This window comes from Holophagales bacterium (assembly GCA_016699405.1).
In the GTDB taxonomy this organism is placed as follows: Bacteria; Acidobacteriota; Thermoanaerobaculia; order Multivoradales; family JAGPDF01; genus JAAYLR01.
The window spans coordinates 618,854-645,632 of the sequence record CP064972.1; the positions used below are offsets into that span (position 1 = coordinate 618,854).

At 71.9% G+C, this 26,779-nt stretch carries 18 protein-coding genes; 9 read left to right on the forward strand and 9 right to left on the reverse strand.

The window, feature by feature from the left end; translation table 11 throughout:
- Positions 1 to 7: 7 nt before the first annotated feature.
- On the reverse strand, positions 8 to 472 hold the full coding sequence (locus IPJ17_02610; GenBank protein QQR74503.1) for a hypothetical protein: 465 nt from the start codon (positions 470 to 472) through the stop codon (positions 8 to 10).
- Between the two features lie 102 nt (positions 473 to 574).
- Between IPJ17_02610 and IPJ17_02615 the strand changes: the two genes are divergently transcribed.
- Positions 575 to 2,830: a hypothetical protein gene (locus IPJ17_02615; GenBank protein QQR74504.1), complete on the forward strand. Its 2,256-nt coding sequence runs from the start codon at positions 575 to 577 to the stop codon at positions 2,828 to 2,830.
- Positions 2,827 to 5,595, forward strand: a complete 2,769-nt coding sequence (locus IPJ17_02620; protein QQR74505.1) for a TIGR03663 family protein — start codon at positions 2,827 to 2,829, stop codon at positions 5,593 to 5,595. The genes IPJ17_02615 and IPJ17_02620 overlap by 4 nt, the downstream gene beginning before the upstream one ends.
- Here the strand turns inward: IPJ17_02620 and IPJ17_02625 are convergent.
- From IPJ17_02625 to IPJ17_02640, 4 genes are all read right to left on the reverse strand, one after another.
- On the reverse strand, positions 5,532 to 6,992 hold the full coding sequence (locus IPJ17_02625) for an FAD-dependent oxidoreductase (protein ID QQR74506.1): 1,461 nt from the start codon (positions 6,990 to 6,992) through the stop codon (positions 5,532 to 5,534). The genes IPJ17_02620 and IPJ17_02625 overlap by 64 nt on opposite strands.
- Positions 6,989 to 7,705, reverse strand: a complete 717-nt coding sequence (locus IPJ17_02630; GenBank protein QQR74507.1) for a glycosyltransferase family 2 protein — start codon at positions 7,703 to 7,705, stop codon at positions 6,989 to 6,991. The genes IPJ17_02625 and IPJ17_02630 overlap by 4 nt, the downstream gene beginning before the upstream one ends.
- Positions 7,706 to 7,794: 89 nt before the next feature.
- Positions 7,795 to 9,321: a hypothetical protein gene (locus tag IPJ17_02635; protein ID QQR74508.1), complete on the reverse strand. Its 1,527-nt coding sequence runs from the start codon at positions 9,319 to 9,321 to the stop codon at positions 7,795 to 7,797.
- A 245-nt stretch (positions 9,322 to 9,566) separates the two neighbouring features.
- On the reverse strand, positions 9,567 to 11,003 hold the full coding sequence (locus IPJ17_02640; protein QQR74509.1) for a hypothetical protein: 1,437 nt from the start codon (positions 11,001 to 11,003) through the stop codon (positions 9,567 to 9,569).
- 67 nt (positions 11,004 to 11,070) lie between these two features.
- On the opposite strand from IPJ17_02640, the gene mqnE reads away from it, so the two are divergent.
- Both mqnE and IPJ17_02650 read left to right on the forward strand, forming a co-directional pair.
- Positions 11,071 to 12,183, forward strand: a complete 1,113-nt coding sequence (mqnE, locus tag IPJ17_02645) for an aminofutalosine synthase MqnE (GenBank protein ID QQR74510.1) — start codon at positions 11,071 to 11,073, stop codon at positions 12,181 to 12,183.
- A 171-nt stretch (positions 12,184 to 12,354) separates the two neighbouring features.
- Positions 12,355 to 13,002: a deoxynucleoside kinase gene (locus tag IPJ17_02650; GenBank protein QQR74511.1), complete on the forward strand. Its 648-nt coding sequence runs from the start codon at positions 12,355 to 12,357 to the stop codon at positions 13,000 to 13,002.
- 35 nt (positions 13,003 to 13,037) lie between these two features.
- Here IPJ17_02650 and IPJ17_02655 read toward each other — a convergent pair whose 3' ends face one another.
- Positions 13,038 to 14,123 carry a PDZ domain-containing protein gene (locus IPJ17_02655; GenBank protein ID QQR74512.1) on the reverse strand — a complete coding sequence of 362 codons (1,086 nt, stop codon included), beginning with the start codon at positions 14,121 to 14,123 and terminating at the stop codon, positions 13,038 to 13,040.
- A gap of 208 nt (positions 14,124 to 14,331) precedes the next feature.
- Here IPJ17_02655 and IPJ17_02660 point away from each other — a divergent pair, with 208 nt between their 5' ends.
- The gene (locus IPJ17_02660; protein ID QQR74513.1) at positions 14,332 to 17,385 is read left to right on the forward strand and encodes an N-acetylmuramoyl-L-alanine amidase; all 3,054 of its coding nucleotides are present in this window, start codon (positions 14,332 to 14,334) and stop codon (positions 17,383 to 17,385) included.
- Between the two features lie 337 nt (positions 17,386 to 17,722).
- Here IPJ17_02660 and IPJ17_02665 read toward each other — a convergent pair whose 3' ends face one another.
- Together IPJ17_02665 and IPJ17_02670 are read right to left on the reverse strand one after the other, a co-directional pair.
- Positions 17,723 to 19,693: a hypothetical protein gene (locus tag IPJ17_02665; protein QQR74514.1), complete on the reverse strand. Its 1,971-nt coding sequence runs from the start codon at positions 19,691 to 19,693 to the stop codon at positions 17,723 to 17,725.
- Between the two features lie 236 nt (positions 19,694 to 19,929).
- Entirely contained in the window at positions 19,930 to 20,745 is an 816-nt protein-coding gene (locus tag IPJ17_02670; GenBank protein ID QQR74515.1) for a caspase family protein, read from the reverse strand.
- A 377-nt stretch (positions 20,746 to 21,122) separates the two neighbouring features.
- On the opposite strand from IPJ17_02670, the gene panB reads away from it, so the two are divergent.
- From panB to IPJ17_02690, 4 genes are all read left to right on the forward strand, one after another.
- On the forward strand, positions 21,123 to 21,980 hold the full coding sequence (panB, locus tag IPJ17_02675) for a 3-methyl-2-oxobutanoate hydroxymethyltransferase (GenBank protein ID QQR74516.1): 858 nt from the start codon (positions 21,123 to 21,125) through the stop codon (positions 21,978 to 21,980).
- Positions 21,977 to 22,843 carry a pantoate--beta-alanine ligase gene (locus IPJ17_02680; GenBank protein ID QQR74517.1) on the forward strand — a complete coding sequence of 289 codons (867 nt, stop codon included), beginning with the start codon at positions 21,977 to 21,979 and terminating at the stop codon, positions 22,841 to 22,843. Before panB ends, IPJ17_02680 begins: the two co-directional genes overlap by 4 nt.
- A gap of 30 nt (positions 22,844 to 22,873) precedes the next feature.
- Entirely contained in the window at positions 22,874 to 23,269 is a 396-nt protein-coding gene (locus IPJ17_02685; protein ID QQR74518.1) for an aspartate 1-decarboxylase, read from the forward strand.
- 126 nt (positions 23,270 to 23,395) lie between these two features.
- Positions 23,396 to 26,368, forward strand: coding sequence for an EAL domain-containing protein (locus tag IPJ17_02690; protein QQR74519.1), 2,973 nt, complete (start codon positions 23,396 to 23,398; stop codon positions 26,366 to 26,368).
- Here IPJ17_02690 and IPJ17_02695 read toward each other — a convergent pair.
- On the reverse strand, positions 26,355 to 26,741 hold the full coding sequence (locus IPJ17_02695; protein ID QQR74520.1) for an energy transducer TonB: 387 nt from the start codon (positions 26,739 to 26,741) through the stop codon (positions 26,355 to 26,357). The two genes, IPJ17_02690 and IPJ17_02695, sit on opposite strands and share 14 nt — an antisense overlap.
- Positions 26,742 to 26,779 lie beyond the last annotated feature (38 nt).

A 26,779-nucleotide genomic window follows, 5' to 3' on the forward strand; every position in this document is an offset into this window, starting at 1 on the left:
GCAGAGCCTACTCGCGCCCCTCTCCCCGGGGCGCCGCGTCGAGGAGCCCGAGCCGCTTGGCGAGCAGGTAGGAGACTCCGGCCGAGACCAGGAAGCCGGCACCGAGCACCAAGGCCAGGGTGCCGAGCACGTCGAAGCCGTCGCGCGCGGCGCCTGGCACCATCCCGGTGATGGTCAGCAGGCCGATTCCGGCGGCGATCACCAGGATGCCCGTGCGCACCGCCGAGAGCAGGCGAGCGTAGGGCTCGACGCGCTGGAAGAGCCGCAGGTCGAGCATCTTCTTGCCCGCCTCGCTCTCGAGGTAGGCACGGAGCTCTTGCGTCGAGCCGAAACGCTCGAGCAGCTTGGTGTGCAGCTCGGTCTGGGCCGCGAGCGCTGCCCGCGTGGTGTGCTGGACCGAAAGCGACTTGATCACCCAGCCGACCACCAGGAAGAGGGTGATGAAGGCGAGCACGGGAGCGAGATCGTTCATGGATGGTCCTCCTGACCGTAACCACGGTCGGACTCCCCCCGCGGTTAACGCCACCGACCCGCCGCTTGACCGGGAGCGGTCGCGAGGCGAGCATCCGTCACGGTGTCCCACCTCCTCCCGCTGCTCGCCGAGCTCGCCGCCTGGTGGCTGGCGCTCGCCGCCTTCGGTGCCGCCGCCGCGCCGCTCGCCGCGCGCCTGCTCGCACCCTGGCCCGACCGCGGCGTGTCGCTCGCGCGTCCGCTCGGCCTGCTCGCCGGCGGGCTCGTCCTCTGGTTCGGCAACGCCCTGGGCCTGCTCGGTCGCGGACCGGCGAGCGCGGTCGCCGCGCTGGCCGCGGTGGCGCTCCTCGCCTGGTCGCCGGCGCTCGGCACGGCGGGTCGCCTGCGACTCGCCGCGTGGCTGCGCGATCTCGGCGGCGACCGGCGCGCCTGGCTCGCCGGCGAGGCGCTGCTGGTCGTCGCGCTGCTCGGTTGGGGTACCGTGCGTGCCTGGTCGCCGGCGATCCGCCACACCGAGCAGCCGACCGACCTGATGCTGCTCAACGCGGTCGCCGAGGGCGTCGGCTTCCCGCCCGAGGATCCTTGGCTCGCCGGCGAGCCGCTCGCCTACCACGACCTGGGGCACTGGATGGTGCTGATGCTCGCGCGTCTCGCCGGCAGCCCCACGGCGCGGGCGTACAACCTGGCGCAGGCGGCCTGGCTCGGCCTCCTGCTGCTCTCGGCATACGGCCTCGGGCGCGGGCTCTTCCGGACCGCGCTCGGCGACCGGGGAGCGAAGCGGGAGGTCGCCGCCGGCCTGCTCGCCGCGGCGAGCCTCGCGCTGGTCGGCAACCTCGCGACCTGGACCGTGACCGGCAGCCCGCTCCGCGGCGGCGATGGCGCGCAGGGCCTCTGGTGGTGGGCACCGAGCCGGGCGATCGTCGACCGCGACGCGCGCGGCGCGCCGATCGAAGCGATCACCGAGTTCCCCGCCTTCAGCTACCTCGTCGGCGACTTGCATGCGCACCTGCTGGCGATGCCGTTCTGGCTCCTGCTCGTCGCCCTCGTGCTCACACCCTGGCTCGCCGGCGGCTCGACATCCGTTGGGCGCGACGGGTGGCGCTCGGGGGCGATCGCTCTCGGGAGCGGGGCGTTCCTCGCGCTCGACCCGTGGCAACTGCCGGGACTCGGCCTGCTGCTCGCCGGCGGAGGAGCGCTCGCGACGGGAGTTGCGACGGGGCGCGCGCGCCTCGAGGGCGCGGCGCGCGGCGCGCTCCTCTGGGGACTCGGACTCCTGCCCTTCCTGCCGTGGCGAACCCAGGCGGCGACGCAGGTCCACGGCCTCCTGGTCAATCTCGCGAATCCGACCTCGCTCGTCGAGCTCGTCCAGGTGGCCGGAACGTTCGTGCCGGCGTTGGCGATCGGTCTCGCACTCGCGGCGCGGGCGGCACAGCTCTCGCGCCGGCGCACCGCGCTCGCGCTTCTCCTGCCGGTCGCCGCGCTCGCGACCTGGCTCGTCGTCGCGGCGCTGGCGACGCAGCGGAAGATCTCGACCGAATGGCTGACCCCGCCGGCGGCGGCCCCATGGCTCGCCGCCGGTCTGGGCCTCGCCCTCGTGCTGCTGCTGGCGCGAGAGCTGCCGGCGGGACGGCGTCCGGCGGTCGGCCTGGCCGCGTTCGGACTCGCCCTGCTCCTCGCCCCCGAGCTCCTCTTCGTCCACGATGCGTTCGCCGCCCGGCTGAACACGGTGTTCAAGCTCGGCCTGCAGGCCTGGGCGCTCCTCGCCCTGGCGGCGAGTCACGCGGCGGCCACGGCGCTCACCGAGCGGCGATGGACGCCCGCCGCGGTGGCCTGCATCGGCCTCGCGCTCGGCCTGCCGTACCTTCCGGCCGCGCTCGTCACCCGGCTCGGACCGGTGACCCCGGCCTGGAGCTTCGACGCCCTCGACGACCTGCCGCGGAGCGCACCCGGCGAGCTCGCGGCGATCCGCCTCCTCGCGACGTCGTCGCGGCCCGGGGAGCGGGTCCTTGCCGCCGCGGGCGAGAGCTACCGGGTGGCGAGCTCGCTCGTCGCCACGGCCACCGGGAGACCGACGCTGCTCGGCTGGACCGGGCACGAGCTGCAGTGGCGCGGCAGTCGCTGGCGCGAGCTCGCGGGGAACCGCGCGGAGATCGTCGAGGAGATCTACCGTGAGGCCCACGGCGATCGCCTCGCGCTCCTGCTCGACCGCTGGCGGGTCCGCTACGTCCTGCTCGGCCCGGAGGAGCGACGGCGCTACGGCCTGACGCCGGAGCGCGAGGCCGAGCTCTCTGCGGGGCTCACGACGGTGGTCGACCAGGACGGCGTGCTCCTGCTGCGCGTCGACGGGGCGACGCGATGAGCCGGCGCGAACGTTGGCTCTGGACGCTCCTCGCCCTGGCGGTGGCCGCGAGCCGGCTGCTCGGGCTCGGCGACCGGGCCTTCAGCCACGACGAGAGCCTGCACGGCTTCTACTCCTACCAGCTCGCCACGCGCGGCATCTACCAGCACGACCCGATGATGCACGGGCCGCTGCAGTTCCACCTCAACGCCCTGGTCTTCCGTCTCGTCGGGGCGAGCGACACCACCGCGCGGTTGACCGCCGCGGTGGCCGGCATCGGCGCCGTGCTCCTGCTCCTCGCCTTCCGACCGCTGCTCGGGCGGCGAGGCGCGTTCCTCGCCGCGACGCTCGCTGCGCTCTCGCCCTCGCTCGCTTTCTACAGCCGCTACATGCGCAACGAGTCGTACGTCGCCTTTGCCTGTCTGCTCTGGAGCCTCGGCGCGTTCCGCTATCTCGCGTCGCGGCGGCGAGCCGACCTCGGCTGGATGGTGCTCGGGATGGGGATCGCCTTCGCCGCCAAGGAGGTCGCCTTCCTTTTCGGCGCGACGATCGGCCTCTTCTTCCTCACCCTCGCCGTCGTGCGCGCACGGCGCGGCGGCGAGCCGTTCGTCGGCGGGGCGGCAGGCAACGTGGCGCTCGTCAACGCGGTGCTCGTCGCACCCTTCTTCGGCGCGCTCCTCCATCTCCCCTTCGGCTGGTCGACCGTGGCATTCGACGATCCCGCGGCACCGGGCCGGGCGCTCGTCACCAGCGGCAGCCTGGCACTCGTCGCGCTCGCCGTCGGGCTGCTCCTCGCCCGCGGGCGGAGCCGGGGTCGCCCCCAGGACGAGGGGCCGGCTCCGGGGCTCTCTGCCTCCACCCTGACGGGACTGGCGCTCGGCTTCTGGTCGGCCCTCGCGTTGCTCTTCACCACCCTGGGAAGCAACGCACCTCGCGGGTTGGTGAGCGGTTTCGTCGGCAGCCTCGGCTATTGGCTCGCCCAGCACGGCGTTCAGCGCGGCTCGCAACCGGTCTACTACTACCTGCTGCTGGTCGTCCTCTACGAGCTCCTGCCGCTCGGTGCGGCCCTGCTCGCCGTGCCCCAGGCGTGGCGGCGACTTGGCCGGCGCGGCGGCGCCGCGGTGCCCGCGGCCGACCTGCCGCCGACCGCGCCGAACGACGCGGGCGCCTTCGCGATGCGGCGCGCCTGGCTCGCCTTCCTGCTCTGGTGGAGCGGCGCCGGGCTCGTCCTCTACTCGCTGGCCGGAGAGCGCATGCCGTGGCTGACGGTGCACATCGTCCTGCCCTGGCTGCTCACCGGCGGCTGGGGACTGGCGCGCGCTTTCGCGGCGTGGCGAGAGCGGGTGGTGTGGCGTGCCGCCCTGATCGGCGCGGTCGCCCTCGCCGCGCTCGCCACGGCAGCCGCCAGTGCGCGCCTGCTCTATCGCGACGCCGATCTCGCCACCGAGATGCTGGTCTACGCCCACGGCACGCCGGACCTGCACCGGGTCGCCGACGCCATCGCCGCGCGTGCGGCGACCAAGGGGCCGGGAGAGCGCGTGGTCGTCGCCCACGACGGTGCGACGAGCTGGCCGCTGCTCTGGTACCTGCGCGACACCGACCACCGCTACCTGACCCACGAGGTTGCCGCGGCCGATCTCGCCGGCGTCGACCTGCTCCTCCTCTCTCCCGACGCGAGCCGCAAGGCCTGGCCGCTCGTCGCCCGCGACTTCGAGGAGCTCGAGCTGCTGCAACTCTGGTGGCCGGTCGAGGGCTACCGCGAGCCGTCGCGTCTCGCCACCCGCGAGGGCTGGCAAGCGGCCTGGAGCTACTGGCTCACCCGCCGCCTCCCCGGGGTCGAGGTCGGGCCACACTGGCCGCTGCGCCAGGAGATGCGCCTGCTCGTCCGCCGCGCCGGCGCCGCGCGCGGACCGCTACCGACGCTTGCCGTGCCCGTCCTGCCGCTCGAGATCTGGCGCGATCCGGCGACCGACCGGCCGCGCGAGAACGGAGCCGCTCCCGTTGCGGTGGCCGCGGATGCCGCCGGCCGCGTCCTGGTCGGCGACCTGCTGACCCACGAGCTGCTGCGCTTCGATCGGGCGCTCCGGCCGCTCGCGGCCGACGCGGTCAAGGGCGGAGTGAGCGCGGCGGCGATCGCTCCCGGGGAGGGCGGCACCGCCGCGGTCGTCGACGCCGAGACCGGGCTCGCTCGTCTCTTCGACGCCGCCGGGCGCGAGCTCGCCCGCTGGGGCGAGGCAGAGGGACAGCAGGGGGCGCGGCCGACCGGCCTGGTGCGGCAGGGCGACGGCTTCGCGCTGAGCGATGCGGCGGGATCGCGAATCTGCTTCCTGACGGCGCGTCTCGAGCCGCGCGGGGCGTGTGTGCCTCTCGAGTTCGCCCCGGAGGCGCTCGCCGCCGGAGCGGCGGACTTGCTCGTCGCCGACGCGACCGGGCGCCGGGTGGTCCGGCTGCGCGACGGTCGGGTCACGGCCGCTTGGCCGTTTCCCGGCTGGGAGGGCGTGCCGGCGGTCGGCCGGCCCGGGCTCGCCGAGCTCGGCCCGTTCGTCCTCGCCACCGACCCCGGCGGGCATCGCCTCGTCGTCTTCACTGCGGCCGGCGAGGTCGTCGCGACCCTCGAACCGCGTGATCGCGACGACAACCTGCTGTGGAAGCGACCGGAGGGTCTGGCGGTCGACCGCACCGGGGGCCGGCTCCTGCTCGCCGACCGCGATGGCGGCAAGCTCTATGCTCTGCCGCTGCCGCGGCTCGAGGCCGAGCTCGCGAGCCTCGCGTCGTCGACGAGATAGACGCCGCGGTTGACCTTCGCCGGATCTTGGAGCGTCGGCTCCTCGCCGCCGACGAGCAGCCGCTCGGCGAGCTCGACCCCCTGCATGAAACTGTGGTCCTGGTTCGAGACCTCGTATTTCCAGGCGCCGAAGCGCCCGCGCGAATAGACCCCGCAGCTCGCGAGCGCGTCGAGCGCCGGGTCGACGACGGCGTCGCGGCCGAGAAACGGCGTCGGATAGCCGTGCTCCTCGCGCCGGTGCCAGAGACTGACCACCTCGTGGCCCGGCTCGACGAGCCCGTCGCGCCGCAGCGACGCGACGACGCGCTCGGCGAGCGCGCGGACGTCGACCGGGCGTCGCGGGCTCTCGCACACCTCGGCCATCAGCGACCAGTGGCCGCCGCCTGGCGGCACGTGCGCCGGCGAGTAGTTCGAGAAGACGGTGACGCGGTAGTACGGACTCTCCGCTCCGGGAAAGTACATCCAGCCGAGGCGGGCCAGTCGATCGGGGAGGCGGCCGCAGAGGCCGACGCCGACGACGTGGACACTGCTGTGGAGCAACCGGGCGCCAGCCTCCGCCAGCGCCGCAGGCGGAGCGTCGCAGAGGGCGGCGAGGGTGTCGAGCGGCAGCGTCGAGATCAGGGTGTCGTAGTCGAGTCGCTCGCCGCTTGCCAGGACGAGCCGTCGACGTCCCAGCTCGACGCGAGCGGCCCGGGCTCCGAAGCGCAGGGTGGCGGCCGGCAGGAGAGCGGCGACGCCGCGCCAGATCGCCCCGGTACCGCCGCGTGCCGGAAAGCGAAAGGTCCGGTTCGGCCCCCAGTCGGCGCGGGCGATGCGGGCTCGGCTCGGATCCGCGATCTCGCGTCGCAGGGCCGCCAGGTCCGGCAGCGCGACGCGTTCACCCACCCACGAGCAGCCGAGCGCACCGAGCGGGTAGCCCCAGACCTTCTCGTTGTAGGGAACGAAGAAGAGATCGGCGAGACCCGAGCCGAAGTGGGCGAGCACCCAGGCGTCGAAGCTCGAGGGTGGGTGGGACGGAGGAGACGCTGCCGCCTCCTCGAGCCCGGCGAGCGCGCGGTCGCGCGCCGCGGGGGCGAGCAGATGGAGGTTGTGCTGCAGCGGGTAGGGCACCAGCTCGCCGTCGAGCCAGACGCCGGCGCGCCGCTCGTGGTGCAGCCAACCGTCGCCGAGCGCGCGGTCGAGGACGGCGTCGTAGTAGGCGTAGTGACTGAACTGGACGTGACCGCCGACGTCCCAGGTGAAGCCCGCGGCGTCGACGGCGCTCGCCGCGAGGCCGCCGGGCTCGTCGCGCGCCTCGCAGAGCAGCAGCTCGCGATGCCCGAGCTCGGCGAGGCGATAGGCCGCGCCGAGCCCGGTCGGGCCGGCGCCGAGCACGAGGATCCGTCCCGCGGAGCTCATCGGCGGCGCCCCCGCGCCACGCCGGCGACTTCACGCACGGCCCGCAAGGCGAGGCGCAGGAGCTTGCCGGCAGCGAGCGACGAGACGCCGGAGCGCCGCCCGACGAACGGCACCGGAACCTCGCGCCAACGCAGGCCGCGGCGCACCGCGAGCGCGGCGAGCAGGACATTCGGTACCGCGGCGTCCTCGGGGATCGCCGCGAGCAGCTCGTGCAGTGCCGGAGCGCGAACCAGGCGGAAGGGGCAGTTGACGTCGGCGATCGGCGCGCCGGCGAGCGCTCGGGCGGCGAGGCGTGCGCCGCGCGAGAGCAACCGCCGGCTCGGGCTCTGCGGGCGCGACTGCCGCACCCCGAGGACGAAGTCGGCGCCCTGGCGGGCCTCCCACAGGGAGACGAACGCCGCCGCCGGAATCTCGCCGTCGCCGTCGGCCTGGGCGACCCAGTTGCCGCGGGCCTCGCGATAGCCGCGCAAGATCGTCGGTCCGTGCCCGCGATTGGCGTGCGTGCGCACGACGAGCCGGTGGCTCCTCGCCGCGAGCGCGGCGAGCGTCTCGCCACTGCCGTCACGCGAGCCGTCGTCGTAGAGCTGCAGCTCGGCTGCGAGACCGAGCCGGTCGAGCTCGGCCTCCCACTCGGCGACGACGGCGGCGATCCCTGACGCCTCGTTGTAGACCGGGATCACCACCGAGAGCTCGGGCGCTCCCGGGAGAGACATGCGGCGGCAGGGTAGCACAGGGGTGAAGCGACCGCGGCGTCGCACGGAACCGGCTCGCCGCACGTCGCTCGCGCTCGGTGCGAGTGCCTTCAGTCGCCGGTGCGACGTCGCCACTCGGCGATGCGGGCGAGCGAGGCGGTGGCATACTCGCGCACCTTGGCGTCGGGGTGCTCGGTGAGTGCCTGGCGGTCGGCGAGCTTGACCGCGAAAGCAAGCTCGTGCACCTCCGGGTCGTTGACGGCGCGGAGCCGGTGCAGCAGGAAGCTGCGCGCCCAGTCGCGCACGTTCTCGTCTCCGGCCTCGCGCGACAGGCGGTCGGCGGCGCGAAGCAGCGCCTCGCCGGCGCGACGCCGGTCGCGTCGCTCGTCGGTCACCAGCCGCTCGAGCAGTGCCTGCTGCGTCGCCGGCGGGAGCGCGAGCGCCTGGTCGGCGAGCTCGACGGTGAGAGCGCGCCAAGCCGCGTCACCGTCCGCGGGGAGGGTCGCCGGCCGATGGGGCTCGAACGGCGCGAGCGTCGCCGCGAAGAAGCCGCGCCGCGGGTCGATCACCAGTCGCTCGTCGTCACCCGGCGGCTCGACCTGCGGCAGGCGGTCGGCGAGCAGCTCCTCGAACGACGCCTGGGAGAGCTCGCGGGCGAAGCGGCCGGCTCCGGGGCTCGCCCACTCGACGAGCTGCTCGACCCGGCCGCTCCACCACGGGAGAGCCAGAAGCCCGGCAACGGCGAGCGGCACGGCGAGACGCGGCGACAGGCCGGCGAACAGGCCAGCCGCCGCGGCGAGATAGAACGCGCCGCCGAAGGCGAAGAGGATCGCGGCGGTGACGAGCAGCGGCCACCGCACCTTGCCGCGAAGCGCCTCGAGATCGACGAGCGGCATCGCGTCACCCGGGCGTGCCGGGTCGTAGGCGAGCGCCAGGCGCGAACTTGCCGGTGGGCGCAGCCAGTGCGTGACGAGGTCGTCCCACGGCTCGTCGGCCTCGATGCGGAAGGCGTCGAGCTCGCTTCCCGGGCGGCGATCGGCGGCGAATTCGTCCTCGGTGTACTGGATGATCCACGGCTCGGACGTTGTGGCGCGCAGGCGGACGGCGACCCTCCGCGGGAGGCGAATCTCGACGCTCGGCCAGTCGCTTCCCGGCGCGCTCCAAGGGAGCTGGAGCGCCGAGCCGCGCATGCCGTCGATCGCGTCGGCGTACTGGATCGGCAGCGGCGGCGGCTGCGCGACCCGATAGGCGAGGCGCGCCGGCACCCCGGCGGCGCGGGCCGCGGCGTCCGGCTCGACGATCGCCCAGACCTCCGCGAGCGTGTTGCCGGAGAGGCTGAGCGGCCCGTTGCCGGCGGCGAGATCCGCACGCACGTCGAGGCGCCAGAACGACTCGACGATCGCTCCCTCCCCACGGGCGGTGAGCCGCGCGGCCAGCGCCCGCTCCGCCCGGGTGCCGGAGACCATCCTCCAGCCGAGCACGAGCAGGGGAACCGCGAAGGTGAGCAGCGAGAGGGCGCCGAGAAAGCGCGCCCGGCGGACCAGGAACTGGCCGATCTCGACGAGCACCTGGATGCCCGTCAGGGTGCCCTCGGGCGGCGCAGGGGCGCCGCCCGGGGATGGCGATTCGGGGCTCACGTTGGCGCGGGAGCCTATCCGAACCCGGCGCGCCGGCACGAAGCGACGCCCCCGCGGCCAGATTCCTCACCCGGAAGTCGGGACGATCTGGGCGCAGGCGTTCGGCCGCCGCCAATCTTCGACCGGACTCACTCAGCCATCGACTTCGAGCGAACCCCCCTCGTCACCGCGAGCGAGAGCGAGGGGTCCGGGGGGCGCGCAACCGAGTCGCTTCGTGGCCGACGCTCGCGCGAGGCGGTCAGCGTTCAGTGCGCGCCGGGCGTCGCGTCGGCGGCGACCCGGACCGCGAGAGCCGCCGCGGCGATCTCCGGATCCGCGTGCGCGGCGAGCGCGGCGACGGCGGCGAGCTTCTCGCGCCCCGCGAACTCCCCGGGGCGCGGTGCGTTCGCCGGATCGAGAGCGAGCACCAGCATGTGTCGCGCCGCGGCCCGGACCTCGTCGGACCTGGCGGGATCGCCGGCCAGGTCACCGGCGACCGCGAGGAAGGCCGGTGCGACCTCGCGTCCGTTGCCGGCGAGCTCGCCGGCCAGCTCGCCGAGCAGCGCGACGAGGGCCGTCTCGTCGAGCGCGCGGGTCTGCTCGGCGATCTGGTCGACCACCTCGCGCCACGCCGCGCCGGTCGTCCGCGCGACCGCCAGCGGGCGAACGAAGTGAAAGGGCGCCAGCGCGGCGGCGTAGCGGGAGTGCGGAAAGTCGACGACCCAGCGCTCGCCGGCGAGCTCCTCCGGCGTGGCGAGGCGCACGGGTCCGCGGGCGGACCAGCTCGCGGGTCCACCCGCGAGCTGCGCGAGCGTGTGGAGCGGACCGCTCGCACCGAGGCCCTCGTCCACTCGCGGCGCCCAGAGCGGAGTGGCGAGCGCCAGCGCCACGGTCACGGCCACGCGCAGGCCCCAGCCGAAACGCGGCACGAGCCGGCGCAGCCCGGCGAAGATCGACGCCGCGCCGAAGCCGACCCCGGCGATCAGCAGGCTCGTCGACCAGAGGAAGCGCTGCGCCCAACCGCTGCCGAGCGAGACGCCCGGCAGTGCGGTCGCGGGATCGCGCGGGTCGACGTGCAAGCGGATCGGTCGGTTCCCCTCGGGGCGCATCCAGAGCCGGGCGAGCGCCTCGAGCGGGCGGTCGAGCTCGAGACACAGTGCCTCGAGCTCGCTGCCGGCCACCGGGGGAGAGCCGCCGCCGACGGCGGTGAGCGGCCAGGCGCGCGCCGGTCGCTCCCGCAGCGTGGCGAGCCAGGCGGGCGGCGCGACGATCTCGAGGCGCGGCAGCCCGGTCACCGGGTCGGCCGGCGAGAGGCCGAGCTCGCGCTCGAGCGGCAATGGCCCGCCCCAGGGCCAACCGTCGACGCCGGCGGCCTCGTCGGTCGCGCGCAACTCGACCGCGGCCGCCCGCCCGCTGTCGAGGGTCAGCTCGAGACGCACGCCGAGCCGGGCGTGTGCCTGGCGTCGCGGCGGCGTCGCCGCACTCTCGTCGAGCGCGACGGGCTCGATCTGCCAGAGCCGCGCGACGACGCGAGCGTCGGCCCGTGCGGTGAGCCGGGCGACGAAGCGCTCCGCCGCGGCCGCCCCCCGGTCCGCATTCCAGCCGTTGAGCAGCAGCAGGACGCCCGCGACGAGCAGGAGGGCTCCGCCGAGGCGGCGCCCGCGGGCCGCCGGCGCGGAAAGCAGAGTCGTGGAGTTCGACATCGACGACACGATCCTAGCGTTCTCGTCGTCCGGGTCGCGGCGGAGCGTTTGCTATTCTCGCCGCGCCATGGACGCCCCCGCACTCTCCTCTTTCCCCGCGCCGCTGCGGCCGATCGCCGAGAAGGTTCTCGCCGGCGTGCGGCTCGATGCGGCCGAGGCGCTCGCCTGCTTCGCCACGCCGCACGTGCTGCATCTCGGCCGGCTCGCCGACGTGGTGCGCCGCCGGCTGCACGGCAAGGTGGCGTACTACAACCTCAACCGGCACATCAACCCGACGAACGTCTGCGTCTACACCTACAACTGCAAGTTCTGCAGCTTCGCGGCGATGAAGGGCGAAGAGCACGCCTGGCAGATGAGCCACGAGGAGATCTATCGCTTCGCCGGCAAGCAGGGGGGCAACGAGGTCACCGAGTTCCACATCGTCGGCGGACTCCATCCCGACCTTTCGCTCGACTGGTACCTCGAGATGCTGCGCGGCCTGCGCGAGCGCTTCCCGGCGGCGCACCTCAAGGCGTTCACCGCGATCGAGATCGGCTGGTTCGCCAAGCGCGAGAAGCTGTCGATCGAGGAGGTCCTGCGGCGACTGGTCGAAGCGGGGCTGGGGTCGCTGCCCGGCGGCGGCGCCGAGATCTTCGCGCCGGAAGTGCGCGAGGTGATCTGCGACGGCAAGCTCGACGCCGAGGAGTGGATCGAGGTCCACCGCACCGCGCATCGCCTGGGGCTGAAGAGCAACTGCACGATGCTCTACGGGCACGTCGAGAAGCCCGAGCACCGCGTCGACCACCTGTTGCGGTTGCGCGAGCTCCAGGACGAGACGGGCGGCTTCAACGCCTTCATCCCGCTCGCCTACCACCCCGAGAACAACTACATGGGGCTGCGCTACCACACGACCGGCCTCGAAGACCTGCGGACGCTCGCCACCTCGCGGCTGGTGCTCGACAACATCCCCCACCTCAAGGCCTACTGGGTGATGGTGACCCCGAAGCTCGCCCAGGTGGCGCTCTCTTTCGGCGCCGACGACCTCGACGGCACGGTGGTTTCCGAGACGATCTACCACATGGCCGGCGCCGAGACCGCGCAGATGATGCCGCGCGCCGAGCTCGAGCGGGTGGTCCGCGAGGCCGGCTTCGATCCGGTCGAGCGCGACACCCTCTACCGTCCGGTCGGTCGCGCGGCGTAGCACGCGCTGCGTTGACAGACGACCGGCGCGAGGGGACGGCGACCTCCGCCGTGCGCCGACGCCCGGCGAATCCCTGCCTCTCCCCGGTTTTCACCGGCGGAATCCTGGGCGGTCCCGCGGATCGCTGTGCTAGCCTCGTGGACTGACAGGACCCGCGCGGCGCCCACGACCTTGGCCGAAAGTCCGACCTATCGCTACCTTGCCGTCGACGGCCCGATCGGGGTCGGCAAGACGACGCTCGTCGATCTGCTGGCAAGGCGGTTCGAGGCGGTGCGGGTGCTCGAGGACGTCAACAACCCGTTCCTCGCCGACTTCTACCAGGACCGCCCCGGCGCGGCCTTCCAGACGCAGCTCTACTTCATCCTGCAGCGCTACAAACAGCAACAGGAGATCGTCCAGCGCGAGCTCTTCCAGCGCACGCTGGTCTCCGACTACTGCTTCCAGAAGGACCGGATCTTCGCCTACCTGACGCTCTCGGACGACGAGCTGATGCTCTACGAGAAGCTCTATACCGTCCTCGAGCCGCAGGTGCCGGTGCCCGACCTGGTGATCTACCTGACCGCCGACGTCTCCACCTGCATGTCGCGGATCCGCAAGCGCCAGCGCAGCTTCGAGCGCGAGATCTCCGAGGAATACCTCGCCGAGCTGATCGACGCCTACAACCACTTCTTCCACTACTACAACCGCTCGCCGCTGCTCGTCGTCGACACGCGGCACCTGAACTTCCCTACCCGGCCCGAGGACTTCGAGCAGCTCGTCGCCCAGCTCTCACGTCCGATCAAGGGCACCGAGTACTTCATCCCCGCCGGCAAGCGCTGAGCGGCGCCGACGCCACCCGCTCCCGCCGCGCCGAATCAGGGCGCGGCCGGGTGGAGTTGCACCGCAAGGGCGAGGGGTCGGCCGTCGCGAAGGAGGTCGATCCGCACCGTTCTCCCCGCGAGGGCGGCGATCTGTCCAGGCACCTGCCGCGCATCGGCCAGCGGCGCGCCGTCGATCGCGACCAGCACGTCCCCGGCGACGAGACCGCCCGCTTCGGCCGGTGAGCCGTGGGCGACGCTCTCGACGACGATGCCGTCCCGGCGCCCCAGGCGCGCTTGTTCCGCCGCAGCGAGCGGACGCGAGACGATGCCGAGAATCGCCGGACGACTCTGGGCCCAGAAGACGGCGACCTGATCGTCCGGACCGAGCGTCGAGAAGATCGCCTGGGTTCGCGCGGCCTCGGCTTCGGCGAGGGCCTCGGCGGCGGAGCCCGTCGCCCGGGGCCGGAAGGGAACGACCTCGAGGCCGGCGCTGCCGAGGGGCGTGAAATGCCCGTAGACGACGATGAGCGCCGCGCCCAACGCCCGCCCCTGTTCGAGCACCAGGGCGAGATCGGGCGTCCTCGTGGCGCTGGCGGCCCCGAGCAGCACGTACTCGTGCTCGGAGAGCGCCAGGCGGTCGGCGCCGCTGTCGCCGGTGCCGAGGTAGATCCGCGGCGCCGCCGGCGGTGGCAGGAGAGCCGCGCCGACGTACTCGGCCGCCTGGAAGCGATCGCGATACGGGTTCCCCGAGTCCGCGGCAGGCGGGGACGCCGGACCTTCCGGATCGACCGCGACGAGACTCGGATTGGCCGGGTCGAAGCGCACCGGGACGACGGCGCCGGGTTGGAACTGCGGGATGGCGATGCGCGAGACCGTCGTCTTCTCGATTCGCGCCTCGAACGGCGGACGGTCGGGGGAATCGACCTCGACGCGCATGCCGATGACCGGGTTGTCGTTGATCGTCCAGCCGGTGTCCCAGATCTCGAGGATCCTCGCGGTGGCGGAAACGCCGCGTTGCGCCAGCTCCGGCGTGAGTCCGCCGCCGACGTCGAGCAGGAGTGCGGAGCAACCCGAGAGGGCGAGACAGGCGGGAAACGCCAGCCGCCAGAACCTGCGAGACCACCCACGAGCGCTTGACACGCGTCACCTCCACGACCGAGGCCTCGCCTTTCGCGACGGGGCTTTCGGAACCCCTCGTCGATGTCGAGGACCTTCCTTCGTGATTAGGAGCGCAGCGGAGAGCCTGCCGGGGACGGGAGCCTCCCATCGCCCCAAGGGTCGCGCAGGAGTACGCTCTGCAAAGCCTGGTCCGGGGCCGGGCGTGGCGCTGCGCAACGGGAGGTGGTCGATGAAGAGCCTTCTTCGCCACGGTCACGGTCCGCGTCGCTGTCTGCGGTCGCTCCGCGAGCCCCTCGTCCTGCTCTTCGTGCTCGTGACTGCCGGCGCGAACGCGCGGGCGAGCGAGAGGGTTCACTTGCCCTTCTGGGCGTCGGGCACCCTGGCCGTGCGCGCGGTCGACGAGACGCTCGCGGGACGGGCGGGCGCGCCGACGAGCGCGGGGAACGACGCCGAGCTCCGGCGACGGATCCAGCTCCTGCTGTTCCCTCCGGACGAGCTCGGCGTGGATCGGCTGCTCCCGGTCGAAGGGGCCGTCGACTCGCTCTTCGTCGCGGCCCCGGACCTGGTCATCCGACTGCGACTGCCAGCCCGCTTTCTCGCCACCGGCGTCACCGACGAGCTGCTCGAGCGCCTCAGCCGACAGCTCGTGCTCGGACTCGATGCCTGGCCGGAGCTTCTGCGCCTGCACCTGGCGGTGGTCGATCCGGACGACCCCCGGGCGCGCCGGCGGACGCTCGCCTCCTACCTCCCGGCGGTCGATCCCGCGCTCCGCCGAAAGAGCGCCGACGAAGGCGCAGCCTCGCCCGCAACGTTGGTGCGGCGAGTCGACTCCGCCGTCCCCGGAGCGCTCGACGGCAAGGTGATCTTCGTCAGCCAGGCGCACGGCTATCTCGACTACGACAACGCCAGCGCCTGGACGACGCAGCGCGGGATCACCCACGGCATCGTCGAGGACTTCGTCAACGCCGAGGCGGTCAACGAGTACTTGTTGCGCTATCTGCGCCGTGCCGGAGCCCAGGTCTTCACGCTGCGCGAGAGCGACCGCAGCGCGGCGATGGTGATCGTCGACGAGGGCGACGGCTCGAGCCGGCCCGACAACGGGACCTACGTCGAGAGCGGCGCCGCGGGCGCCTTCTCGAGCTCGGGGCTGCGGGGTTTCCGCAACTTCCAGGCGCCGTACGGCCCGACGACCGACCCGTTCACCAACGGCGGCACCGATCGACTGCTCGCCACCGCGACGAGCGAGACGGCACGCGCCACCTGGACGCCGTCGATTCCCGCCGAGGGCGACTACGACGTGTCGGTGGCGTACTCCCGGGACGGGACGAACCGCGCGAGCGACGCCCACTACATCGTTCGCCATACCGGTGGCGAGACCCACCTGCGCGTCAACCAGGAGCGCCACGGCTGGGTCTGGGTCTTCCTCGGGCGCTTTCACTTCGCCGCGGGCTTCCACCCGGAAAGCGGGGCGGTGGCGCTCGCCAACGACTCGGGCGAGCCGGGCGAAACGGTCTCCGCCGACGCGGTGCGCTTCGGCGGCGGGATGGGCGACGTGCTCGGCGAGCATCACGCCACGCTCAGCGGGCGACCGCGCTGGGAGGAGGGCGCGCGGACGTTCACCCAGTTCATGGGCGCGGCCAATGCGATCTACGCCGGCGGCGATGTCTCGGCGCGATCCAAGTTCGCGGCCTGGGAGCACGTCGACGGCGTCGAAGACTCGGTCTACCTTTCGTGGCATTCGAATGCCTTCGACGGCACGGTGCGCGGCACCAGCAGCTACATCTACAGCGCCAACCCGCCCGACAACACCTACGACCCGACGCAGAGCGTGCCCGGGTCGGCGGCGTTGATGAACCGGATCCACGACGAGATCGTCAACGACCTGCGCGCCGGCTGGAGCGCGAGCTGGCAGAACCGTGGCTATCGTTCCGCCTATTTCGGCGAGATCAACCCGAGCTACAACCCGGAGATGCCCTCGGCGCTGCTCGAGGTCGCCTTCCACGACAACGCGAGCGACGCGGCGGCGCTCAAGTCGCCGCGCTTCCGCCAGATCGTCGCGCGAGCCATCTACCAGGGGATCGTCAAGTACTTCGCAGGCCGCGACGGCTTGCCCGTCCACCTCCTGCCGGAGCCGCCGCGCGAGGTCGAGGCGCACACCACCGGAGCCGGCGAGGCCGTCGTCTCGTGGGTCGCGCCGCTTACCGATGGGGGCGGGCTCTACGGCGATGCCGCCACCGGCTATCGCCTCTACCGCAGCCAGGACGGGCGCGGCTTCGACGACGGCGCCTCGGTCGCCGGCACGAGCGTCACCCTCACCGGCCTCACCCCCGGCGAGACGGTCTACCTGCGCGTGACCGCGGTCAACGCGGGCGGCGAGTCGCTGCCCGGTGAGACGCTCGTCGTGCGCCCGCCGACGGCCGCCGAGCCGCACGTCCTCCTGGTGCAAGGCTTCGACCGGCTCGACTCGGCGATGCTGCTGCGCCAGGCCGAGCCGGGGCTCGGCGGCACGGTGGAGCGGATGGACCTCGCGCGGATGAACCGCTTCGACTACCTCGTCGAACACGCCGAGGCGCTGCGCCACCTCGCGGTGGCCATCGACTCGGCGTCCAACGAGGCGATTGCCTCCGGGCGGGTGACGCTCGACCCGTCGAGTCCGGCGGCCGTCTTCTGGGAGCTCGGCGAGGAGTCGACGGTCGACGAGACGTTCAGCTCGGCCGAGCAGGCGCGCGTGCGGAGCTACCTCGACGCCGGCGGGCGCCTGATGGTCTCGGGGGCCGAGATCGCCTGGGATCTCGATCTGCTGGGCAGCGCGGCCGATCAGACCTTCTACCGCGAGGTGCTGCGCTCCCGCTACGTCGCCGACGACGGCGAGACCTATCAGGTGGACAGCTCGCCCGGCGGCCTCTTCGACGGGCTCGCCGGTCTCGCCTTCGACGACGGGACCCACGGCACCTACGACGTCGACTATCCCGACGTGATCCAGGGTGAGGGCAGCGCCGCGGTCTGTCTCGCCTATGGCGGCGGTCTCGGCGCGGCCGTCGCGGCCGACAACGGGAGCTCTCGCGTCGTCAACCTCGGCTTCCCGTTCGAAACGATCTATCCGGCCGAGAGCCGCCGCGCCGTCCTCGAACGCGTCGCCGCCTACTTCGGCCTGGCGCGCCTGCCGGCGATCTTCAGCGACGGCTTCGAGTCGGGCAGCCCCGGGCGCTGGTCGGCCACCGTGTCGAAGGTGGCCCCTCGCCGGAGGATCGGGCCGACACCCCACCGCGCCCTCGGCCATTGACGAAAAACCCCTCCCCAAGCCGATCGCTCCCGGCCCGGAGAGGGGTGGTTTCGCTGGGCGAGCCGCCTCGCGTCAAACCGACGCCGGGCCGCTCGGCGAGCCGGCTACTTCTTTACCGTCTTGGTGTCCTTGCCCTTGCCGGCCTTCTGCTTCTGGGCCTTCTCCTTGTCCTTCTTGCCTCCCTTGTCTCCCATCGCGCGGCTCCTTTCAAATGCTCTCGTCGAGCGTTGAACGAAAAGGGTCCTCGACCCCCACGGCGGAAACTCGCGCGATCCTACCTCGCCTCCCCGACCGTGCAAGAGCCCCGACCGGCGACGAGAGACGAACCGTGGCGGCGCTAGAGGGCAACCTCGATATCGTTCAGGAAGCTGAGGATCATCGGGTCGACGGTGGCATCGTTCCGCGCCAGCAGCTCGTCGAATGTTCGAGCGAAGAGCGGAAATTTCGCCCGCCGCCTCCAGTAGGAGCCGAAATGGTCGACGAGGAGGCGTCGAGCGGACGGTTTCCCGGGTTCCTCTGGCAGGCTGGTTGCTGCGGCCAAGTACCTTCTTGACGAGGCAACGGCGCGAAGGAACGCCGCGTTCGAGGGGTCCCCTGAGTCGGCCGCTTGAAGCAGGGCTTCCGTCTGGAATCGTGGAATTTCGGCGCCCCAGCGAACCAGGAACGAGAAGAACGCCTCCAGCGCATCACGGCCGGTCGAGGAGCGGGGCGCCGGGCCACGCTCTGACGAAAAGTAGAGCCGTTCGCGCAGCAGATTCGTCGTCGCCCTGAGCACCTTGTCTCGGTCGGCCTCAGGGTCGTTCAGCCGGCCAACCGCGAACTCGACCATCGTTCCGGCGAGATGAACCAGGATTGCATTACGCGAGAGCACTGCTGCCTGGCCCCTACCTGGCCGGCCGGGCGATGGCTCTTCCCAGCGCGCCAGAAGATCATCTCGAAGAGAGTTGATGAACGTCTCGACGCCAACCTTCCGGCCCGCGAGTGCAGTCGGAAGGACGGGAGCCGGAAAGGCGCCCGGCAGGTCCTTCATCGTTGCCGCGGAAGGAGAACGAAAAGAGGCCGACACCAGCCAGCCGCTGATCGTGCTCTGAAGGTCGCTCCTCGTCAGGTAGCCTCGATGGCGAACGAGGAGAGCCCCCTTGTCGCCAGATTCTTCGAGGATCCAAGGCTTCGCTTTGTCTCCCTCGGGGCCCACATTCGGGCTGTCGCCTCGCAGCATGTCGAGAACCTGGGTTCTCACCACCTGCAAGCATGGGTTCTTGAGCAGATCGGGTGCCGAGAGGTCCGCATTTGCCAGGGCCTCCAGATGACTCTTGAGACAAGCGTCTCCCAGCGCTTCTGCAACGTCGGCGTCGATCTTCACGCGCCAGGTTCGGTATTTCGGCTTGAGCTGCTTGACCATGCTCGATCGCAGCAAGAGTCGGCCCCATGGATGGAGCGGAAGTCGACCGATCTCAGCCGGGGGGCTTTCGTGTTCCGGTTTCACTGCCACAAAGACGTCGTCGAACGAAAAGCGCCAGACGCCGTGCTTTCGATCCACCGGCCCATCCGAATCCCTCGTGTACCAGGCGAGCTCATCTGCCTCGAGCGCAGGTAGCGAGTAGGTCTTGAAGAGCGTCGCTCCGACGAGCAGGGCAACACTCGACACCAGCGCTGCGGCGGCCCAGCTTCTGCGAGACATCGCGAAGAAGAGCGGAGACGCTACCCGCGTCTCGGGTCGCTGCCACAGTGCCGCGAACTCGTTGAAGCTGAACAGGCTCGGAAGGGCCGTGGCACCCAGAAGAGCGCCGAAGAGGAGCGTGGCGACCTCCTTGATCGAGAGTGCACCGTCGAACCAGTCCGTGGCGAGAGCGGAACCCTCGATTCGAAGGATGGCGAGAAAGAGCAGCGTCAGACCAAACCCAACACGGAAGCGGGTTCGGTCGTCGGCGAGCGCGCTGCATTTCGTTTGGACCGTGCCATCCGGGGCAACCGAGAGATCGAGGCGAAATGCCAAGCGATTTCCAGTTGCGAGCATGAAGTGGAGCAGCAGCCAGTCTCCGCTCCTGGGAGGCGCACTCGTCTCGATCTCCAGCGCGATTTCCTGGACACCGCTGAAGGCTCGGATGGGAAATGCCGGGGCGCCCGCGACGGAGGCTCGCACCGGGAGGTAGGGTTGCTCGCTGCCAGCAAGCGACGCGCGGGGTGAGAAGACCTTCTCGATGTCGAGAGGAATTGGTTCGTCGTTGATCAGCGTCAGCTTCAAGCTGATGAGGTAGGGCCGATCTGGGGCCGGAACGAGCGTTCCGGAAGCAGCTGCGAGGCGCATCTTGTCAGTGGCTCCTGTTCGGGCGGCTCCCCCGAGGTTCGATATCGATTCGGCCGGGGTCATGAGGCGCAGGCGTGTTCTCCGGCGGCAGTCGTGCCCTGTCGTCGAAGTCGCATTGCCGCATGCGGCGCGCCCCGATGGGTAGCCGCCACCCGATGGCTTCCCGGTCGGTCAAGGCTGTGCTCCATGCCCTACTCACTGCACAAGGCTCGTCTACCAGCAGGTCGAAATACGCCCTACGCCAACGCCTTCCACTTCCGCATGCTCTTCGTCCCGAAGAAGTTCGGCGTCTGCGGGTACTGCTGCGAGGGGAGGATCTTCTTGATGGCCTGGTGCCAGTCGCCGTAGGTGGCGTTGGCGGGGAGGGTCTTCAGGGTGTAGAGCGCGACGAAGGTGAAGGCGCCGTTCGGGCGACCCTGGAAGACGGCGTCGTAGCTGTACTCGGTGTCCTGGCAGCCGGAGAGGAGGAGCGAGGCGTAGCGGCCCGGAGGGCTCGAGGCGCGGGCGGCGCGGCGCAGACCGAGCTCGGCGAGCTTGCGCGGGGAGAGGAAGACCTGTGGCGGCAGGAAGCGCACCAGACGGCGCGGCGGGTTGACGCCCTTGGCGGTCGGCGGGGTGAGGATCGGCGCGAAGCGCGTCACCGAGCCCGAGTGACAGGAGTCGGAGATCATCACCAGCTTCACGCCGCTCGCCTTGGCGTTGAACAGGTCGAACATCTCGTCGTCGGTGATCGGCCCCTTGGTCATCAGATCCCACGGACAGAGGCACTCGTCGGTGCCGTCCGGCTCGTCGCCGTTCCGGTCGGGGATGTAGGTGCCGTGTCCGGAGTACTGGACGACCACCGAGTCGCCCTTCTTCGCTCCGCCGACGACCGCGGCGATCGCGGCGCGCATCGCCTTGCCGGTCGCCTGCTTGTCGAGGAGCGTCTTGACGGCGTAGCCGCGTGCACTGAGCGCCGCGGCCCAGTCGGTTGCGTCGTTGACGCAGCCCGAGAGGTCGCTGCCCGTTCCGGGGTAGTCGTTGATGCCGATGCAGAGTCCGTAGCGCGCCATGGCGTCTCCCTTGGCGACCCGGGAGAGACGCGGGTGCGGGTCTTCCCCCGCCGGACGGCAGCGGGAAAGGCGACTCTCCAGACGGGGCCTTGTGGGAAGAGACGAACGAGCGTTGCGTTTCGGTCGACGTCAACCGCGCGGCGCCGCTTGACACCCGGTGGGCAGGGCTTATCATTTCTCCACGCTGGGACCCCGGATCGTCCGGGGCCGAGACGGAAAGAGAAGCCTGCCGGCGAGCTGCCTGCGCCGCGGGACCGAGCCCCTGAAGTCGAGAGGCCGGGCACCGCGGGGAGAGGGTGGCGAGCTCCTCCGGCGCCGCGAAGCCCTTCCGTCGTCCGATCTGCGGAAGGGCTTTTTGCTGCCCGGAGGACCGCGCGATGGCCGACGCTCCAAAGAAGATCTCCGTCCCCTGGGTCACCGCCGCCCCGACTCGCGGTGAGCGGCTGGTCGTGCTCACCGCCTACGACTACCCGACGGCTCGCCTCGCCGACACCGCCGGCGCCGACCTGATCCTGGTGGGCGATTCACTCGCCATGGTGGTGCTGGGTCACGCCGACACGCTGTCGGTGACGATGGAGGAGATGCTCCATCACGTGAAGGCGGCGCGGCGCGGCACTCAGCGCGCCCTGCTTGTCGCCGACATGCCGTACGGCTCGTTCCACCTCTCGCCCGAACAGGCGGTCGCCAACGCCCTGCGCTTCGTCAAGGAGGGCGGGGCTCAGGCGGTGAAGATCGAAGGCGGGCGTCCGGAGGTCGTGCGCGCGCTCGTCGCCGCCGAGATCCCGGTCGTCGCCCACCTCGGTCTGACGCCGCAGTCGCTGCACAAGCTCGGCGGCTTCAAGGTCCAGGGGCGCGGCGAGGCGGCACGCCAGGCGCTGCTCGACGCCGCGGTCGAGCTCGAGGCGGCCGGCGCCTTCGCCCTGGTGCTCGAGTGCATCCCCGCCGAGCTGGCGCGCGAAGTGGCCGAGCGGCTGGCCATTCCGACGATCGGCATCGGCGCCGGCCCGGCCTGCGACGGGCAGGTGCTCGTCTTCCACGATCTCCTGGGCTTCGAGGAGCGGATCGCGCCGCGCTTCGTGCGGCGCTACGCACAGCTCGGGCTCGAAGCGCGCGAGGCGCTCGCGCAGTTTGCCGCCGACGTCCGCGCCGGGACCTTCCCCGGGCCGGCGGAGAGCTTCGAGGATCCTCAGCACCCGTTCGAAAGCCCCCGCGTCGAGAGGCTCTACGGCGCATGAGGACCGCACGCGAAGCCGCCGAGCTGCAGACGGCGATCCGCCAGCTGCGGCGCGACGGGGCCGACGAGATCGGCTTCGTCCCGACCATGGGCGCCCTGCACGCCGGGCACCTCTCGCTCGTCGAGATCGCCCGCCGGCGCGGCGCCAAGGTCGTCGTCTCGATCTTCGTCAACCCGACGCAGTTCGGGCCGGCGGAGGACCTGGCGCGCTACCCGCGCCAGCCCGACGTCGACGCCGGCATGCTGCTCGGGGCGGGCTGCGATCTCATCTTCCTGCCCGAGGTCGAGACGATCTACCCGGCGGGGCATGCCACCCGCATCCACGTCGAGGGAGCGGCGCGCGGCTACGAGGGCGACGCACGCCCCGGGCACTTCGACGGCGTCGCCACCGTGGTGTCGATCCTCTTCCAGATGGTGCGTCCGAACTTCGCCGTCTTCGGCGAGAAGGACGCCCAGCAGCTCGCCGTGGTGCGTCAGATGACGCGCGACCTGCACCTGCCGGTCGAGATCGTCGCCGGACCGACCCAGCGCGAGAGCGACGGTCTCGCCATGTCGTCGCGCAATGTCTACCTCTCGCCCGAGGAGCGGGCGGCGGCGCCGGCGATCTATCGGGCGCTGCTCGCCGCCAAGGCCAAGATCGACGCCGGAGAACGCGACGCCGCGGCGGTGCGCCGCACCCTGCGCCGCGCCCTGCGCACCGAGCCGCTGCTGCGGCTCGACTACGCCGACGTCGTCGACGGCGTCACCTTCCGGCCGCTCGACCGCCTCGCCGACTTCGTCGTCCTGCCGGTGGCGGCGCGGCTCGGCCGCACCCGCCTGCTCGACAACCTGCAGCTTCGCCTCCCGGCCGAGGCCAGGAGCTGACCGCTACTCCTCTTGCCACGAGGTCCGACGATGCGCCGTACCTTGATGAAGTCGAAGATCCACCGCGCCACGGTGACCGACGCCAACCTCGACTACCAGGGCTCGGTCACCATCGATCCGATTCTGCTCGAGCTCGCCGACATCGTGCCCTACGAGCGGGTGGAGATCTACAACGTCACCAACGGCGAGCGGTTCGCCACCTACGCCATCCAGGGTGCACCGGGTCGGGGAGAGATCTGCCTGAACGGGGCCGCCGCCCACAAGGTCCGGCCAGGCCACCTGGTGATCATCGCCACGTACGCCGAGCTCGAGGAGGCCGAGGTGCGCGGCTGGCAGCCGAAGGTCGTCTTCGTGGACGAGAGCAATCGGCCTCTCGCCCATCCAGCGACCTCGTCGCACGACGAAGCCTTGCTCGCGGCCATGTAGCGGCCGCCGACGGGCGCCCCTTTCCTTCGGCGGCTGGCCGGAATAGCCTTCCTCGGAAATGACTGCCCCCGGTCCTCCTCTGTGGAGGCGCTTCTGCCCCACGCCTCCCCGCTACAGGCCCGCCCCTTGACCGGCGACACGCGACCGGCGGCGGCCGAGCGACCGCGGCGCTTCGGCGTGGAGCTCGGCGCTCATCTCCTCGCTTGGGCGGTGGCGACTGGGGCGTTCGTCGTGCTGGCGACGGTCGCCCTCGCCTTCTTTCGCCCGAGCTTCGCGCGGCTCGACCGCGCCCATGCCGAGGAGCTCGCCGGCCGTACCGTCCTCGCGCTCGACCATTCGCTCATCGACCTCGACCATCTTGCCGCCGACTGGGGACTGTGGGACGACGCCTTCCACTACCTCCAGGGCAGCTTCCCGGGCTTCGCCGCGATCAACATCACGCCGGAGCTGGTGGAGAGCGTCGATCTCGACGGAATCGCCTTCTTCGACCGCGCGGGCCGACTGTTCGCCGGCTTCTGGCGACCCGCCGGCTCCACCCGGCTCGTCCCGCTTCCCACCTCGGTTACCGCGGCGATCGACCGCTCGGCGCTCGCCGCGGCGCCGGACGCCAGCGGCGGCCGGGTCGGGCTGCTGCAGATCGAGGGCGCGCTCTACCTCGCCGCCGTTCGGCCGATGCTCCCGTCCGACGGCAGCCCGCCCTCGGCGGGGACGGTGGCGATGCTGCGTCCGTTCGCCGGCGCGGTCCGCGAGTCGATGGCAGCGATGCTCGGGGTCGACGTCGCCGTGACCATGCTCGACGACATCCCGCAGGCCGACCGCGAGAAGCTGCTCGCGGCCGGGGTGCGCCGCTCGGTCGCCGAGCCGCTCGACGCGCGGCGGATCGAGGGGCGGGCGCTGCTCGCCGACTTCTCCGGTCACCCGATCGCCGTGCTGCGGGTCGTCGCACCGCGCGACATCGTCTCCCGCGGCGACGCGACCCTGCGCCAGGTCGCCGTGGCGACCGGCTCGCTCGTCGCGCTCGCGGCGCTGGTGTCCGGCTTCCTCCTCGCCCGCCTGCGTCGCTCGCACGAGGCGCGCAACGCCTCCGAGCAGCGCTACCGCTCGCTGGTCGGACAGGCGCTCGAGGGGATCGCCCTGGTCGACGCGCAGCGTGGCCGCATGGTCATGGTGAACCCGGCGTTGCGGTCGCTACTCGATCTCGACACCGCTCGCACCGGGGACCTTTCGCTCGGCTCGATCGCCCCGCAGCTCGCCCGCCGCGAAGCGGTCGAGCAGCTCCTCGCCGACTCCGGCGACACGGCCTTCGAGATGCCGCTCCGGCGACGCGACGGGAGGCTCGTCGAGGTCGAAGCGAGCCTGCGGCGCGTGCACAGCGACACCTCGGAGTACGTCCTGCTGCTGGTGCGCGATCTCTCGGCACGGCGCGAGGCCGAGCGGGCGTTGCGCGAGAGCGAGCTGCGCCTGCGGCAGGTCTCCGAGACGATCCAGGACGTCGTCCTGACCGTCGACGAAACTGGGGCGATCCGCTTCGCGACCCCCTCTTCGTCGGCGGTGCTCGGCAAGTCGCCGGGCGAGCTCCACGGCAAGCCGCTGCTCGATCTGGTCACCCCGGCCGATCGCGGCCCGGTACGCAGCGCCCTCGACAACCTGCTGCGCGAGGGCTCGTCGGCCCGTTTCGAGGCACGCTTCCTCGGCGAGCACGACGTCCCGGTCTGGCTCGAGACGCTCGCTACGGCGATTCGCGGCGAGGGCAACCGGATCGAGGGGGCGGTCCTCGGGGCACGCGAGGTCGGGATGCGGCGCGAATACGAGACGCAGATCCGCTTCGCCGCGATGCACGACGCGCTCACCGCGCTGCCCAACCGCCGCTCCCTGCACGGCCGGCTCGAGGAGGCCCTGCAGCAGGCGGCGCAGCGCAACCTGCCGCTCGCCGTGCTTTATCTCGACCTCGACCGCTTCAAGAGCGTCAACGACAGCCTCGGGCACGACGCCGGCGACGAGCTGCTCGTCGAGGTGGCACTGCGCCTTCGTCACTGCGTGCGCGACGAGGATCTGCTGGCACGGATGGGCGGCGACGAGTTCGCCTGCATCCTGCTCGGGGGCGATCAGGAAGCGGCCTGCACCGTGGCGCGCCGCATGGTCGAGGCGATCCGCCTGCCGGCCCGCCTGCGCGGCCAGGCGGTGGAGCTCGGGGCGAGCGTCGGCATCTCGCTCTTCCCCTGCCACGGCACGACGCTCGTCGACCTGATCCGCACCGCCGACATCGCGATGTACCAGGCCAAGGCGCGCGGCTCGGGAGTCGCGGTCTACGACCGCTCGACCACGGCGTTCTCTCCCGAACGCCTGGCGCTCGAGGCCGACCTGCGCAAGGCAGCGCGCGGCGGGCTGCTGCGGCTCGCCCTGCAGCCGCTCCTCGACTTGCGCACCGGGCGCGCCGACGAGGCCGAGGGGTTGGTGCGGCTGCAGCGGGGCACGGAGGTGCTCGTCGCCGCCGAGTTCATGCCGGTGGCCGAGGAGACCAACCTGATCGAGGAGATCGACCGTGCCGTGCTCGACCTGGCGATCGAGAAGCTCCGCCGCCAGCTCGCCGACGGCCGCCTGAGCCGACTCTCGGTGAATCTCTCGGCACGCACGCTGCGCTCGCCCGAGGTGGTCGGCACGATCGGCACGCTACTCGAGCGCGCCGGGGTCCCGCCGCGGGCGCTGATCCTCGAGGTGACCGAGACGAGCGTCCTGATGCTGCCGGAGGTGAGTCGCAAGGTGCTCGCCGAATTGCACGCCAGCGGCGTGGGCGTCGCCCTCGACGATTTCGGCACCGGCTTCTCGTCGCTCATCAACCTGCGCGAGCTGCCGGTCGATCGGCTGAAGATCGACCGCGTCCTGGTCGCCGAGATCGGCCGGGGCGAGCACGACACGCGCCTGCTGCGCGCCACCATCGCCCTCGGCAAGAGCCTCGGCCTCGAGGTCGTCGCCGAGGGCGTGGAGACCACCGAGCAGCTCGATTGGCTGCGCCGCGAAGGTTGTGATTTTGCTCAGGGCTGGGCGGTCGGACGCCCCGCCGACGAGGCGTCCGAGTCGGCCCCGCTCACGACAGCTTGAAGTTCACCGTCACGGCGAGGCGCACCGCCACCGCCTTGCCCTGGGCGGTGCGAGCCGGTTCGAAGCGCCACTGGGCAACCGCCTCGAGCGCCGCCGCGGTGAGGCGCGCATCCGGATCCTCGATCGCCTTGGCGTCGCTCACCCGCCCGTCGGTGCCGATCGTCACCTCGACGACGACGGCGCCCTGGACCTTCTCCTCGCGGGCCGCCTCCGGGTAGGCCGGAGCCACCCGCTCGACGATCTTCGGCTCGCTCAAGCCGCTCTCCTTCGTCCAGCGCTCGGGGGTCTTGCCGGCGGTCGCCACGCTCGAGCCGACGAGCGTGGCGAGTGCCACGAGCGCCGCCGTTCCGATCGTTCTTGCCTCGGGTCGCATCTGCTGTCTCCTTGGGCGACCTGCAGGTCGCTGCTGGA